Consider the following 14023-nt stretch of genomic DNA (forward strand, 5'->3'; position numbering starts at 1 on the left):
TTAGGCACGCCGCCAGCGTTCGTCCTGAGCCAGGATCAAACTCTCCATAATAGAGAAATTCGAGTAGCTCGAGTTTCTTGCTGGCATCATTTAAGATGTCAATTTTGAATCCGAAGATTCGTTTTGTCTATCTGCCGACGGGGTCGGCTTCAAGACTTTATTTGTTGACGTTTTGCTGTTCAGTTTTCAAGGTTCATTTCGCTGCAGTTCTTTTAGCGACTTTACTAATATAACATATTCTCTTTAACGCGTCAAGCGTTTTTTGAAAGAATAATTGGAGCGGGTGAAGGGAATCGAACCCTCATCATCAGCTTGGAAGGCTGAGGTTTTACCACTAAACTACACCCGCGTATGAAATATGGCGCGCCCGACAGGAGTCGAACCCATAACCTTCTGATCCGTAGTCAGACGCTCTATCCAATTGAGCTACGGGCGCTCTGTTAATTTATTAATAAAGTTTGGTGCGGTAAAGAGGACTTGAACCTCCACGGGGTTAACCCCCACTAGGCCCTCAACCTAGCGCGTCTGCCATTCCGCCACTACCGCATTATTTGCGACACACTTTATTATACAACTTTCTATAAAGATGTCAATAGTTTTTTTAGAATAAATGGTGAGCCATGCAGGATTCGAACCTGCGACCCTCTGATTAAAAGTCAGATGCTCTACCGACTGAGCTAATGGCTCGTACTTGGTGTAATGTCTTGTTGTGTAGGATTGGGGTCCTTTTTATATGAAGACGTTGGATTGATTTGTTGAGTTTAAAACCTTTTGCTCTTAATTCCTTTAAGATGGAATGCATCGGAATTAAAACCTTATTTGCTCGCAATTACCTTGCGGTATTGCTCGCAAAACTTTTTAATCACGAAGCGCTTAAAAAGTTTGGCTGGGGTAGCTGGATTCGAACCAACGAATGACGGAGTCAAAGTCCGTTGCCTTACCGCTTGGCTATACCCCAACGATTGTATCGGCCACTTTGTGAAATAAGGGCACTTTAATTGTTACCCTTTTTACTATGGACGTAAACGTAGAAATTATACATACGTATAATGGTGACCCCTACGGGATTCGAACCCGTGTTACCGCCGTGAAAGGGCGGTGTCTTAACCGCTTGACCAAGGGGCCATTTTATTTTATTCGACAGGAAGTTGAAAACTTGTTTGTTATCATTCCCTAATCGACTTTTCCTATTATAGACACTCATCATCTATTCGTCAACACTTTTCTCGAATTATTTTTCGCACCAGCTAGAAAAACTTTAGATAGAGCGTCGGATATCGCATTGTAATAGGATTTGCACCCTTTTCAATTGGATGCGGAAGAAGGAATTTATCTGTTTCATTCCAAAAACAAAAGTAGATGAAGGAAATAGTGCTTTCCTTCATCCGTTTGAAATTTCGAATCGAGTTATGCGTGATTCGTAGACTTTATGCGTATTTAATTTGCTTTATGCGTAGTTCGCCAATTTTATGCGTCAATCATTGCTTTTATGCGCACTTCATTCGTTTTATGCGTAATTCACAAGATTTATGCGTAAATTTGTAGCTATCTTCTATTAGTAGAGCGGAATGATTTCGCCGGCGCATTTACCGCATCGGTATTTCCTTACGTCCATTCTTCGTTTGCGCCTGTATTCCAAGTTACAGGATTTGCAGACGTATCGATGAATCGTTTTTGGTTTGCTGTTTGCTTTCCCGAGCGGCTTGCAGTATCTTGGTGAGCCGGTTTCCTTTAATAGCTTTTTGAAGTCGTCGTCTCCGTGTCGATATCCTTTTCCCTCTTGGTGGAGATGGTAATGGCAAAGCTCGTGTTTGATGATGCCGATCAGTTCTTCCCTATCATAGAGCATTAACACAGTCGGGTTGATTTCGATGGAGCCGTCGAGCAGTTTGTAGCGCCCGCCTGTTGTTCTGAGGCGGGCGTTGAAACGGGCTTCATGTCTGAACGGTTTTCCGAAAGCTTCTATAGATAGTTGTTGGACGAGTTGCTGCAGTTCACTTTGTTTCATGCTCGTTTTCACGATTGTAGCTCATTTCCCTTTTGGCGGAATCATCGTCAATGAGATTCTGCCTTTGTTTTTATCTACACTTTCCACCCAGACGGTGACGATGTCGCCGGATGCGACGACGTCTAGCGGGTGCTTGACGAATCCTTTTTTCAATTTGGATATGTGGACGAGTCCGTCTTCCGAGACGCCGATGTCGACGAACGCTCCGAAATCGACGACGTTCCGTACAGTCCCTTGCATTTCGAGTCCTTCATATAGGTCTTTAATGTCGAGGACATCTGCTTTCAATAACGGTTGCGGGTAGTCGTCACGCGGATCGCGATTTGGTCGCATTAATGTATCGATAATATCACGCAATGTCACTTCACCGATGTCTAGCTTTGTCGCTAGCGTCGGAACATCCAATGCGGACAGTGACTTGACCGCCTCTTCTTTCCCTAATAGACTTTTATCGATACCTGCTTCAGTAAGGACTTGCTCCGCGATTGCGTAGCTTTCCGGATGGAGGCCGGTCGAGTCGAATCGGTCTTTCGCTTCCGGGATGCGGAGGAAACCGATTGCCTGTTCATATGTTTTAGCGCCAAGACGCGGTACTTTTTTCAGTTCTGTCCGTTTGTTGAACTGCCCTACTTCTTCGCGCGCTTTGACGATGTTTTCGGCAACCGTCTTCGAAAGGCCCGCCACGTATTGCAGCAATGACGCGGAAGCGGTGTTGACATTCACGCCTACCCGGTTCACTGCCGTTTCAACGACGAACGATAGCGACTCAGACAGTTTTTTCCGCGCGACGTCATGCTGGTATTGGCCGACACCAATCGATTCGGGATCAATTTTGACGAGTTCGGATAAAGGATCTTGCAATCTACGGGCGATGGAAACGGCGCTCCGCTGTTCGACTTGGAGATCAGGGAATTCTTCCCGCGCTTGGGCCGATGCAGAGTAGACACTCGCCCCCGCTTCATTGACGATGACGTATGAAACTGGGGATTTCGCTTCTTTTATGCAGTCCGCGATGAATTTCTCTGTTTCCCTCGATGCTGTTCCGTTGCCGATTGCGATGATCGGGATATTGTATTTGGCTAAAGTTGAAAGGATCGTTTTCTTGGATCCTTCCTTATCTGCTTTCGGCGGGTGAGGATAAATGACCGACACTTCAAGCATTTTGCCCGTTTCATCGATGACCGCCAATTTACAGCCTGTCCGAAATGCCGGGTCAACTCCGAGCACCATCCTGCCTTTAAGCGGAGGCTGCAATAGCAAGCTTTTCAAGTTTTCGGAGAACACATGAATCGCTTGGGCTTCCGCCTTTTCAGTAAGCGAGGTCCTGATTTCACGCTCGACAGATGGGGCGATCAACCGTTTGAATGCATCTTCCGCAGCCTCTTTCACTTGAGTGGCAGATGGGGATTGCTGCTTTTTGATCAATTCACGTTCAAGCATTCCGACGATACGCTCTGCCGGAAATGCCACTCCTACACGTAGGACCTCTTCTTTTTCTCCTCTGTTCAAAGCAAGTACCCGATGCGGAACGATCTTTTTCAGCGGCTCCTCATATTCGTAGTACATTTCGTATACAGATCGTTCATCTTCAGCACCTTTTCGGAGAACAGAAGTCATTTGACCGTCGGACCATGCAAGTTTCCGAACGTTTTCCCTTAGCGCTGCATCGTCCGCAATCCGCTCTGCTATAATATCGCGTGCTCCCGCGAGCGCCTCTTCAATTGAATTGACATTCTTCTCTTCATCTACGAATGATGCAGCCAGATTTTCCGGTTTTTCCGGACCGAAGGCAAGTAAACGGTCCGCGAGAGGTTCGAGTCCGTTTTCAATCGCAATCATCGCACGCGTTCGCCTTTTTTGCTTATACGGTCTGTATAAATCTTCAACCCGTTGCAAAACAGTCGCTGATTCGATTTCCTTTTTCAGCTCGTCCGTTAGCTTTCCTTGCTCTTCAATTAACCGGATAACTTCCTCTTTTCGTTGTTCAAGCCCTTTTTCGTAATGGTACGCATCTTCGATCGCCTTGATTTCCACTTCATCGAGGGAGCCGGTCGCTTCTTTCCTGTACCGCGCGATGAAGGGGACCGTATTGCCTTCGTCAAGAAGAGCAATGACATTGGCCGTTTGCTTCGGACTTATCGATGCCCGTTTGGCTGTTGCTGCTATTAGTTTGTCCGTCATTCATTCCACCCTTTCTTTCCTTATCTCAGTTTACCATTTAACTGAATTAAGTTAAAAGCCTACAGCGGCCTACGCAAATTAAAAAACCCGCTTCAAGTTACTGAAGCAGGCTGCCGACGATGAATGTGGCGTCGTCCCCGGATTGGGCCGATTGTTTTACGTTATTGTACAGCTCGTAGGCATTTGCACTCTCTTTTAAGCTTGCTTTCGGGCTGTTCAGTGTAATCCCGTCCGAATGAAGGAAAAAGAGGTCGCCTACTTCGTATTTGTATATTTGCGTGTTCATTTTTTGTGGTCTTCCGGATAAATACCCCATGACCGGCAGTGGATAGATCATTTTATTACAGCCATGTAAAATGTACAGTCTGACGTTGCCGACACAACTATACTCGATCGTTCCTTCCTCATAGTTCACACGTACAATTGCTACGGCTGCTCCACGTTTTTGCACCATATGTTCATTGCAACGGCTCAATTGTTCATCAAGCGATTCATGGTGATACTGCGCGAGGACGTGGGGGATGACTTCTGCGGATTGCCTTGCGATTAAGCCGTTTCCCAGTCCATCGGCTATCGCGCAGATGAAGTAATCCTCTTCGGAATGGATGAAGTACGTATCCCCTGACTCGAGATTGCCATGCTTCGCTGCATTGTATACATACGCCTCCACATGCTCATTTTTGAACATCTCCACTATGTTGCACCACCAGCTGCCAAAATGGCTTCTTGAAGTTTCTTTATTGCTTTCCGTTGCAGTCTTGATACATGCATTTGCGAAATGCCGAGACGTTCACCCGCCTCTTTTTGGCTCAATTGCTCGATGTATGTATATTGGATGATCTGCTTTTCTCGTTCCGACAATACATTTAAAGCATTGGCCACGACGAGTCGGTGTTCCGTTCTTTCAAATCCATCATCGGATTCCCCGATAATATCGAATAACGTCACAGTGCCGCCTTCCGAATCAGCTTCGAGCGTATGGTCCATTGAAAGGGCTTGGTAGCTCCGACCCATTTCCATCGCTTCAAGCACCAGTTCCTCGTCTGTATCCAAGTATTCTGCAATTTCACTTACGAGCGGCGAACGTTGCATCTCAATTGTCAACGTTTCCACTGCAGCCTTGATCTTTGGACCGAGTTCCTTAATGCGTCTCGGTACATGGACGGCCCAAGTCTTGTCGCGCAAGAACCGTTTAATTTCCCCAACGATTGTCGGAACGGCAAAAGCTTCGAAACTGCGACCGAGTTCTGGGTCATATCGACGGATTGCCCCGAGGAGTCCAAGCATGCCGACTTGCACGATATCTTCATGATATGGTTTCCCGTTTGAATATTTACGGGCGATGGAATGGACGAGTCGTTCATAATGAAGGACGAGATTCGTCTGCGCTTCATCATCATTTGTCTCCTGGTATTGCTTGATCCATTCCAATACTTTCTCTTTCGTATCCGGCTTATGAGTTGGCTGTTCGTTTGACATCTTCTTCGCCTCGCTCTCTGCCGAGATATTTAGTCATAAAGACCGTCACGCCCTCCTCGTGATGTAATTTCACTTCATCCATAAGTGTCTCCATCAGATAAAGCCCTAATCCCCCTTCACGGAGGAAACGAGCATCTGATTCGTCGCTATATGGTCCGATATGTTTTTTCGTTTCTTCAAAGTCGAAACTTGTCCCGTGATCGGCAATCATGATTTCCAACCGGTCTTCATACATTGCACATCCGACGACGATTTCACCATTTTCATCATCGCTGTACGCATGCTGAACCGCGTTTGTAATCGCTTCACTGGAAGCGATCTTTAAGTCTTCGATGTCATCATATGTAAACCCAAGACGGCTTGCGATCCCTGAAATCATTAATCTGGCAACACCGACATATTGGGCTTTTGCAGGAATTTTTATTTCAATATAATCATAATGTTGCATTATTGTCCTCACTTTCCTTCATCTCAATATCGATAATTTCATTCAGGCCGGTAATTTCAAAGAGGCGACTTAGTCGTTTGTTCAATCCGGTTATTTTCACATGACCGCCATTGGAAGAGACAGCCTTATAAAAACCGACGAAAACACCGAGACCTGTACTATCCATATAGTCGACTTCGGATAGATCCAGTTCAGCCTTCAAGCCTTCGACATTTTCAACGGATGCGAGACGTTCTCGCAGAACAGGTGCCGTGAATGCATCTATTTCTCCGACAACCTTGAAATATTGAACACTATTTTCTTCAAGTAACTCAACTTGTAAATTCATTTTTGCACCCCGAATCTCTATTTTTGCGTTGGATAATTTATAGCGCTATGTCTGTTAATACCCGCCACTCAAAAGATTTAAACCTGTTCCGGCTCTTTTTTGAAAATAACGATCGTGAAGTCGTCAGTCAATTGATAGTTTTGTATATCTGAAAGCTTCTGATAGACATGCTCCGCCATTCCCTGGGCGGTTTTGTCTTTCACTTCATATAAAAGGTTTTGAATTGTATTCATATCGATAAACCCATCCGCGGTTCTCGTTTCGGTCACGCCGTCTGTCATCATGACAATGAAATCGCCGTCTTTCAAAACGACCGAACGCTCTTCATATGCAGAATCCGGTTTGACGCCAAGAAGCAGCCCCTTCGCGTCCAATTCCGAAAACGCCTCCGCCTTGCTATCAAAATGCAAAGCTGGTTCATGACCTGCGGAAGCGTAAGAGAATGTTGTATTTTTAGCATTGTATTTCCCGTAAAACATTGATACGAACATCGAATCGTCAACGCTTTTCTCGACAATCCGGTTAAGGATGCTGAGTACGTTCTGTGGACTCGTGTTTTCATCAGGCAAGCCGTCCATCCCGAATTTGATCATCGACATGCATAAGGCCGCGGGAAGCCCTTTTCCGATTACGTCTGCGACGGCAACACCCGATTCCTGCTCCTGATTAAGGAAATAGACATAGTCCCCATTCATCTGTTTAGCAGGCTGTGAAATAAAACCGATATCGAGCCCACTGACATTTGGCATCTTCGTTTTCAATAAAGTGTCCTGCACTTTCGTCGCGACATCCATCTCCATTTGAATGGCTTCCTGTTTACGGATGAGGCTTTGGTGCTCACGCAATGTAAGTCCGTAGTGGATCATCATTTCAATTAGGAAATCAAGTGAATCCCACACCTCATCCTGCAACGTAGGGTGAAGTTGCAATAATGCGTTTTTATGTATGCTAATGACATCTTCAGGCGCAATCTCCTTTTCGATGAAACGCCTGCTGAATTGTTGTCCAACATACAAGTCCTCTTCGCTATGGGTCTCTAAATACTTCTTTAAAATTTCCTTATATTGTCTGCCAACTACTTCCGGCATCCATTACCGCCTCCTCAATGAATCCATTTTGTTGTTGTAATGATTGTACCGGCCCCCGGCTCCGAAGTCACTTTGAACTCATCCATTAGCCGCTTTACCCCCGGCATCCCTGCCCCGAGGCCACCCGAAGTCGAAAAGCCGTCTTCCATCACTTTTCGAATATCGGGGATTCCCGGGCCTTCGTCGGAGGCAATGATTTTAATGCCGAATAAACCGCCATCCGCAACTCTTTCAATCTCGATTTTCCCTTTTCCGGCGTACAGATAAATATTTCTCGCCAACTCACTAATAGCAGTTGTGATGCGAGCTTGGTCGACAGTCCCGAAACCGGCCTTCTTTGCTTCGTTACGACCTAGTTGCCTAGCAGCAACAATGTCCCATTCCGTAATTATTTCTACAGAAGACCTATAGTTCATTGTCAGGCCTCCAATTCTTTATTTAGTTTATCCAAACCGTTTTCCAAATCTAGTGCTGTCATTACATTGTTTAAATGGATGCCTAGTTCGATCAATGTAATAGCGACCGCGGGCTGAATGCCAGTAATTACTACTTTAGCGCCCATCAATCCTGTCATATTGATCACATCCCCCAATACTTTTGCGATGAAGGAATCAATGAAATCAATCGGTGTCAAGTCGATGACGACTCCGAGAGCCGCAGTTTCATGCATTTTATTCAGTAGATCTTCTTGGAATTGAATCGCTGTCTGATCATCTAGTTCCCATTGAATGGAGACAATGAGGACGTTGTTCAATTTCAAAATCGGTATGCGTGTATTCATTATGCTTGCACCTCCACAATCGCTCTGTTAGTTAACCCTAAAGCTGCCTGCATTCCCCTTTGCAAAGTGCTTTTCGTTGTGAATTCTTGGAGGTCTATACCTAGGGCAACTATGGTCTGAGCAATTTCAGGTCGTATGCCGACAAGCATGCATTTCGCACCGACTAAACGCACCGCTTCTGCCGCTTGAATAATATGATGCGCTACCATTGTATCTACAACCGGAACTCCAGTTATATCGAGCAGCACGACTTCGGCACGCTGGCTCACAACGCCTTCCAGAAGGTTCTCCATGATCAATTTCGCCCGTTCCGTGTCGATCGTCCCGACGAGTGGCATGACCGAAATTTTGTCGAATACCGGTATTAACGACGCTGACAATTCTTGCAATGCAATCTTTTGCAAGCTGACTGTCCTTTCCCATTCCGTTGAATACGCCTCGATAATGCTTTCCCGAAGAGGGTTTATCCAATTTCTGAATACGAGAATGAAAGGCCTTAAATTGCTTTCGTTGATGATTCCATTCTCCTCAAGAAATACAAAAACGACTTCCGAAAAGTTGTCGATTGCCTTATTCACAAATTTGATCGTCCAGCCGAATCTGACGACTTTCTCGGTAAAGTCGTTGATCCTTTCGGTATTTGCGACCGTTACATTGGAGGGATCGGTAATATTGGAAGTCATAAGCTCCGCAAATTCCCTGCTTGTTTTTTCGACAAGATGTTCGGGCATGAAGTGGAAAAAACGTTCTCCTTTTTCTTCCTTCATTTTTGTTATCCAACGGCCAATGATTTCATCCATGTTCTGATTGATGCCTTTTACCATAATTCTGTCCATATGTTCCTAATGCCTCCTCGCCAAATTGAAAATCCCATACCCCCATTGTACAGAAAAAAGTCGAATTGGACAGCAATTTCGATTATTATTGTCAGATCTTTTAAAAAACAAAAAAACACTTCGCAAAATTCCGAAGTGTTTTTACATATGTATTCAAAATTTAACTAACCCGAAGCTTATTTCAAGCGCTTCGTCTACTTTTTCCATCAATGGTTCATCCAGATGGGTTATTTTATCCGTCAGCCTTGACTTGTCAATCGTGCGGACTTGTTCGAGCAGGATTACAGAATCCCGCTCGAACCCATATCGTTCCGCATCAATTTCGACATGCGTCGGCAATTTTGCTTTTTGGATTTGCGCAGTGATCGCCGCTACAATCACTGTCGGGCTGAACCGGTTGCCTATGTCGTTTTGGATGACCAGTACCGGTCTCGTCCCACCCTGTTCGGAACCAACGACGGGTGACAGGTCTGCAAAAAAGACGTCCCCACGTTTTATTGCCAACTTTTCATCCTCCGCTTACGAGTCGTTCCACCGTATGCTGGGCTTCGAGTTCCGCATGCAAGCATTCCTTTGCAATTCGTAAGTTGATTTGCGACATTTCAACATAGCCGATCATCATCGCTTCACGAATCGTATCCGCTTCACGATCAGTCATATACCGCTTTGTTGAAACATAAACGAATTCTCCGCGCTCCGACTCCTGATGGACGGCCGTATGTTCAATTTCATTCCCTTTAGATACTTTTACGATTTTTATGTTTTTCTCTCGCAATTCTAGCACCTCCGACAGACCCCGTTCCCTCGATCGATTCTATTCAAAGTCTATCTTACCATTGAACTTCGACAATGAGAAGACAAAGAAGGATTTTTATTGACAAGAATCTTCAAATAAAGGTGCCTTTTGTCGAAAGTTGGAACTGTATACATCTTATCCATGTGAGGTTCAATATATTCTCGGAATTCGTTTTCCAATTGTAACCGCAATTTCATATGGAATCGTCCCGAGCCGGTCTGCCCATTCTTCTATTGTGATCTCCTCGTCGCCTTGTCGGCCGATCAACGTCACTTTCTCCCCGACTTGTAATTCACGCGGCAGCTTCACCATGCATTGATCCATGCAAATTTTACCGACAATCGGCATCCGTTCGCCTGCAATCAATACTTCCTGTCCGCGAAGGCCACGTTTCAAGCCGTCAGCATACCCGATCGGCAACGTGCCGATCCATTCATCCTGCTCCGTTACATATGTTGCCCCGTAGCTGATCGAACTGCCCTTTTCTAGCTTTTTCACGTATGCCAATTCCGTTTCGAGCGTGAGTGCTTTCTGTAATTTAAACGGCAATTTCTTCTCGACGTAAACTGAAGGGGCGATTCCATACAGGCTGACGCCAAACCGGACAGCATCAAGTGCATATTGTGGATAAAGCAGTGTGGCCGCACTATTCGATGCATGCACAAGCGGAGGCTTTTGCGGGAATTTATTGACCAATTCCATGAATCGATTGAATTGCTCCTCCGTTTTGCTAGGATCCTTCTCATCTGCGCATGCAAAATGAGTGAATGTCCCTTCTAAACGGATGGATTGCGTTCCTTCGAGCACTTCAACAATTTTCTGTAACTCGTTTTCATTCCGGAGTCCAATCCTACCCATGCCGCTGTCTATTTTCACGTGAACGTTCAAGGGATGACCTGTTCCTGCTACCATTTCTGCAGCTTTGCGAAGCCACTCGGCATCCGAGACAGTAACGTGGATGTCGAGTTCTGCAGCCTTTTCAGCAAATCCCACCGGAGACGGGCCCATGACAAGAATATCGCCAGTAATACCCCCATCACGCAATTGTAAGGCCTCATCAGGCGTCGCAACCGACACCATCCGGGCCCCCGCCTCGATTGCAGCGCGTGCTACTTCAACCTCCCCATGCCCATAGCCGTCCGCTTTCACGACGGCTATGATAGATGTATGGCGAGGCAAATATTGTTTCAAATTGTTGATGTTCTCTTGTATCGCTTGTAACTTGACGGTTGCTTTCGTTGGACGATAGTGCATTGGAATCCCTCTTTTTTCTCTAGTTGTCGTCTCTATTATCCGTCCTACTGGCATCATCCGTCAATTAATGTTCTAATTATTTGCTACTTTCAGGAGACATGGAGGACGCTACTTCGATCAGTTCGTCAGGCGTCAATGTGGAAGAGGCAACGAAGAAAGCCACACCATCTTGCTCCCAACGAATCGAGTTTGCGGTCAATGCCGCCACTGCGAAACCAAGGTCGACCGGATCCCCTTCAATGGACACTGGCAACTGATTGTCCGGTGTTTCAGCCGGCTCTTGTACGACGACAAACTCTTTATCTCCGCCACCGTATGTCATGAATGACCGCATTCCTTTTTCTGTTGGAACCGTTTCCTCTTCAAGGACTGTTCCATTCCAATCCAAATTCGGGTAGTACCTCATCATGCCCGTTTGTTCAGATTGTGATTTTTTCTCGGACGGAGGAGCTTCCATATCGACTTTATATTCAGCTGGCTTATGTTCTAAACCAAGTGTAATTTTATTGAACGTCACACGGATCTTCTCTTCTTTGTTTTCATCCATGACGGATACGTATCTCGGCAACAATGTTTTCTTATCAATATGGATTTGCTGAGTCGGAAGAACTTTTTTATGATTGTTCCGGGATGCTGTTTCAAATATATACATATTATCCTTTTCGACCATCGTGGAATTCTTATCCGCCTTTATGTCGTCCGACAACGTGCCGATCAAGTATGGCATGCTGTTTTGTGTCGGCCAATCACTTTGGAATTTATACGTTTTTCCGAGTGACGGAGTGATGACAAAAACGCCTTCTTCATTTCTGACGATCATTTGTGAGTCTTGGCTGCCTGCCTGTGCAACATTGACTTTGTAAAAATCGGGCTTCGTATGCCAAACAACTACGTCGTACGTTCTCGGTTCAGAACCTGTCTTAATTTCCATCGTCGCTTGCAATTCGTACCCTTTCGTCTCGTTCCACTTCCCACTGAGCTTCTTCATGACATCCTCTTTAGACGGTGATCCACAAGCTGCTAGTAGTGCCATGATCGCAACTAGCAATAAAACAAAAATTCGGCTGCGCATACAGTTCATCCTTTCTCATTTCAATCGGGTAGGTCATCTTATGAGAGTGGACAGTCATTTATGCAAGCTTGTTTACATTGGAATTTTATTTCTTAAATCAATTACGTCTTGACGTAATTGCGTCCGGATTTTTATCGAGCTTGAGGCCTACAGGATGTAGGTCATGCAGTCGTCGCGACAGGATGTCGCAATTTTAGACTACCTTCCTAACTCCTTTAAAAATCCGTGACATCCGCCGGAGGCATTAGGCCAACGTGATGTTGGTCACTCAGGCGTTGCCGCAGGACGCGGCGCCCTTAGCCTGAGTTCCCCTGTCCAGCGGTGTTTGCTGGATTAAGTCAATATGACTTGCGCTGCTGCGACCGTACGAGTGTGGGTGATCGACACGAAGCCGGTGACTTCCTTGCCGTCAAAACATAATACCGGTTTCCCTGAAGGCTCCTTCAAAATTTCAATTTGCTCGAACCGGCAGCCTTCCCCGATTCCTGTACCTCTTGCTTTGGCGAATGCTTCTTTTGCGGCAAATCGTCCTGCGAGAAATTCGATCCTCCGGTGCCCCGGCAGCGCTTCATACATTTGTAGCTCTTTATGAGACAGGATGCGCAACCTGAATTTATCCGATCTTTCATCCAATCGGGCGATGCGATCTAATTCCACAATATCTAATCCGATGCCTGTTATCATTGTCTTAGTTCCTTTCTTGCAATGTTTTACGAGTAGTTCGCACTTCTTATCCGTTCATAAACTATGTATAATAAATACAAAGGTTAGGTGAAAATATGTTTATTCGAAGAGAGAGCTTTTCCCAATACATTCGTTTGTATCCATTGGTATCCACATTGCTTGCGATTAATATACTTGTTTTCATTGTAACGGGCCTTCCGTTTCAAGGGAGCCAACAATTATATTATACGGGAATGGGCATCAATTATATGATATCGGAAGGTGAATGGTGGCGGTTGATCACTCCGATGTTTTTACATGCCGGGCTGATGCATCTTCTATTCAATATGTTCTCCTTATTCATCTTCGGGCCAGAACTTGAGCGGGTTGCAGGCAAGGCGCGCTTCCTGACAATTTATTTACTTTCGGGTGTTTTTGCGAATATCGCCTACTTCTTTCTCGGGAATGATCTCATACCCCATGTAGGGGCAAGCGGAGCGATTTTCGGTATCTTCGGTGCATTTGGCGCACTCGTCTACTATACGAAAAATGCTTTTCCACAACTACGACAAATCATTGTGCCCATCATCGTCATTAGCGTGATTATGACGTTCCTTCAACCCGGCGTCAATGTTATCGGACATATTGCAGGACTGATCGTCGGCTTCATCATCGGGTTAAGCTATTTTCATCCGAAAAGAATCATTAGTTGGCGATAAAAACAAAAGCGAAAGCCGTTACGAAGAACGGCTTTTGCGAGTAAAAGCGTAGCGTTACGAGCACATCTTTGCACTACCGTTACGAAGAACGGCTTTTGCGAGTAAAAGCGTAGCGTTACGAGCACATCTTTGCACTACCGTCACGAAGAACGGCTTTTGCGAGTAAAAGCGCAGCGTTAAGAGCACATCTTTGCACTACCGTCACGAAGAACGGCTTTTGCGAGTGAAAGCGCAGCGTTAAGAGCACATCTTTGCACTACCGTCACGAAGAACGGCTTTTGCGAGCAATGTTTTCTGCGACCCTAAGGGAGCATAAGCGTAGCGTTGCGAGCACATCTTTGCACTAGCCTCCACCATTAGATAAATTAAA

General features: G+C 45.5%; 16 protein-coding genes and 6 tRNA genes. 1 reads left to right on the forward strand and 21 read right to left on the reverse strand.

Features of this window, described 5'->3' with window-relative positions; genetic code table 11:
* Positions 1–275: 275 nt before the first annotated feature.
* The 21 genes from MHZ92_RS19755 to acpS form a co-directional block, all read right to left on the reverse strand.
* Positions 276–349, reverse strand: a tRNA-Gly gene (locus MHZ92_RS19755).
* A 10-nt stretch (positions 350–359) separates the two neighbouring features.
* Positions 360–436: transfer RNA gene (locus MHZ92_RS19760), tRNA-Arg, on the reverse strand.
* Positions 437–459: 23 nt separating this feature from the next.
* Positions 460–546 (reverse strand) — tRNA-Leu (locus MHZ92_RS19765).
* 65 nt (positions 547–611) lie between these two features.
* Positions 612–687, reverse strand: a tRNA-Lys gene (locus tag MHZ92_RS19770).
* 196 nt (positions 688–883) lie between these two features.
* Positions 884–958, reverse strand: a tRNA-Gln gene (locus tag MHZ92_RS19775).
* A 92-nt stretch (positions 959–1050) separates the two neighbouring features.
* Positions 1051–1125 (reverse strand) — tRNA-Glu (locus tag MHZ92_RS19780).
* A 430-nt stretch (positions 1126–1555) separates the two neighbouring features.
* Positions 1556–2008 (reverse strand): SprT family protein, encoded by a 453-nt coding sequence (locus MHZ92_RS19785; RefSeq protein WP_239433437.1) that lies wholly within the window; start codon positions 2006–2008, stop codon positions 1556–1558.
* Positions 2009–2029: 21 nt separating this feature from the next.
* Positions 2030–4189, reverse strand: coding sequence for a Tex family protein (locus MHZ92_RS19790; protein WP_239433438.1), 2160 nt, complete (start codon positions 4187–4189; stop codon positions 2030–2032).
* A 97-nt stretch (positions 4190–4286) separates the two neighbouring features.
* On the reverse strand, positions 4287–4877 hold the full coding sequence (locus tag MHZ92_RS19795; RefSeq protein ID WP_255723669.1) for a PP2C family serine/threonine-protein phosphatase: 591 nt from the start codon (positions 4875–4877) through the stop codon (positions 4287–4289).
* 5 nt (positions 4878–4882) lie between these two features.
* The gene (gene sigB, locus MHZ92_RS19800; protein ID WP_239433440.1) at positions 4883–5668 is read right to left on the reverse strand and encodes an RNA polymerase sigma factor SigB; all 786 of its coding nucleotides are present in this window, start codon (positions 5666–5668) and stop codon (positions 4883–4885) included.
* A complete protein-coding gene (gene rsbW / locus MHZ92_RS19805; protein WP_255723666.1) occupies positions 5643–6116 on the reverse strand; it encodes an anti-sigma B factor RsbW in 474 nt (157 codons plus the stop codon). Before rsbW ends, sigB begins: the two co-directional genes overlap by 26 nt.
* Positions 6103–6444, reverse strand: coding sequence for an STAS domain-containing protein (locus tag MHZ92_RS19810; RefSeq protein ID WP_239433441.1), 342 nt, complete (start codon positions 6442–6444; stop codon positions 6103–6105). Before MHZ92_RS19810 ends, rsbW begins: the two co-directional genes overlap by 14 nt.
* 77 nt (positions 6445–6521) lie before the next feature.
* Entirely contained in the window at positions 6522–7532 is a 1011-nt protein-coding gene (locus MHZ92_RS19815) for a PP2C family protein-serine/threonine phosphatase (RefSeq protein WP_239433442.1), read from the reverse strand.
* A 14-nt stretch (positions 7533–7546) separates the two neighbouring features.
* Positions 7547–7948 (reverse strand): anti-sigma regulatory factor, encoded by a 402-nt coding sequence (locus MHZ92_RS19820; protein ID WP_239433443.1) that lies wholly within the window; start codon positions 7946–7948, stop codon positions 7547–7549.
* A gap of 2 nt (positions 7949–7950) precedes the next feature.
* Positions 7951–8313 (reverse strand): STAS domain-containing protein, encoded by a 363-nt coding sequence (locus MHZ92_RS19825; RefSeq protein WP_255723667.1) that lies wholly within the window; start codon positions 8311–8313, stop codon positions 7951–7953.
* Positions 8313–9149: an STAS domain-containing protein gene (locus MHZ92_RS19830; RefSeq protein ID WP_239433444.1), complete on the reverse strand. Its 837-nt coding sequence runs from the start codon at positions 9147–9149 to the stop codon at positions 8313–8315. The genes MHZ92_RS19825 and MHZ92_RS19830 overlap by 1 nt, the downstream gene beginning before the upstream one ends.
* A gap of 153 nt (positions 9150–9302) precedes the next feature.
* Positions 9303–9653, reverse strand: coding sequence for a type II toxin-antitoxin system PemK/MazF family toxin (locus MHZ92_RS19835; protein WP_060205884.1), 351 nt, complete (start codon positions 9651–9653; stop codon positions 9303–9305).
* A gap of 4 nt (positions 9654–9657) precedes the next feature.
* Positions 9658–9924 carry a hypothetical protein gene (locus tag MHZ92_RS19840; RefSeq protein WP_255723668.1) on the reverse strand — a complete coding sequence of 89 codons (267 nt, stop codon included), beginning with the start codon at positions 9922–9924 and terminating at the stop codon, positions 9658–9660.
* Between the two features lie 171 nt (positions 9925–10095).
* A complete protein-coding gene (gene alr, locus MHZ92_RS19845) occupies positions 10096–11199 on the reverse strand; it encodes an alanine racemase (RefSeq protein WP_239433445.1) in 1104 nt (367 codons plus the stop codon).
* A gap of 76 nt (positions 11200–11275) precedes the next feature.
* Positions 11276–12271 carry a LolA family protein gene (locus MHZ92_RS19850; RefSeq protein ID WP_239433446.1) on the reverse strand — a complete coding sequence of 332 codons (996 nt, stop codon included), beginning with the start codon at positions 12269–12271 and terminating at the stop codon, positions 11276–11278.
* Between the two features lie 333 nt (positions 12272–12604).
* Positions 12605–12955, reverse strand: a complete 351-nt coding sequence (acpS, locus tag MHZ92_RS19855) for a holo-ACP synthase (protein ID WP_239433447.1) — start codon at positions 12953–12955, stop codon at positions 12605–12607.
* A 95-nt stretch (positions 12956–13050) separates the two neighbouring features.
* Between acpS and MHZ92_RS19860 the strand changes: the two genes are divergently transcribed.
* Positions 13051–13653, forward strand: a complete 603-nt coding sequence (locus MHZ92_RS19860; protein ID WP_239433448.1) for a rhomboid family intramembrane serine protease — start codon at positions 13051–13053, stop codon at positions 13651–13653.
* Positions 13654–14023: the final 370 nt, after the last annotated feature.

It is taken from the genome of Sporosarcina sp. ACRSL, from assembly GCF_022346605.1.
GTDB lineage: Bacteria > Bacillota > Bacilli > Bacillales_A > Planococcaceae > Sporosarcina.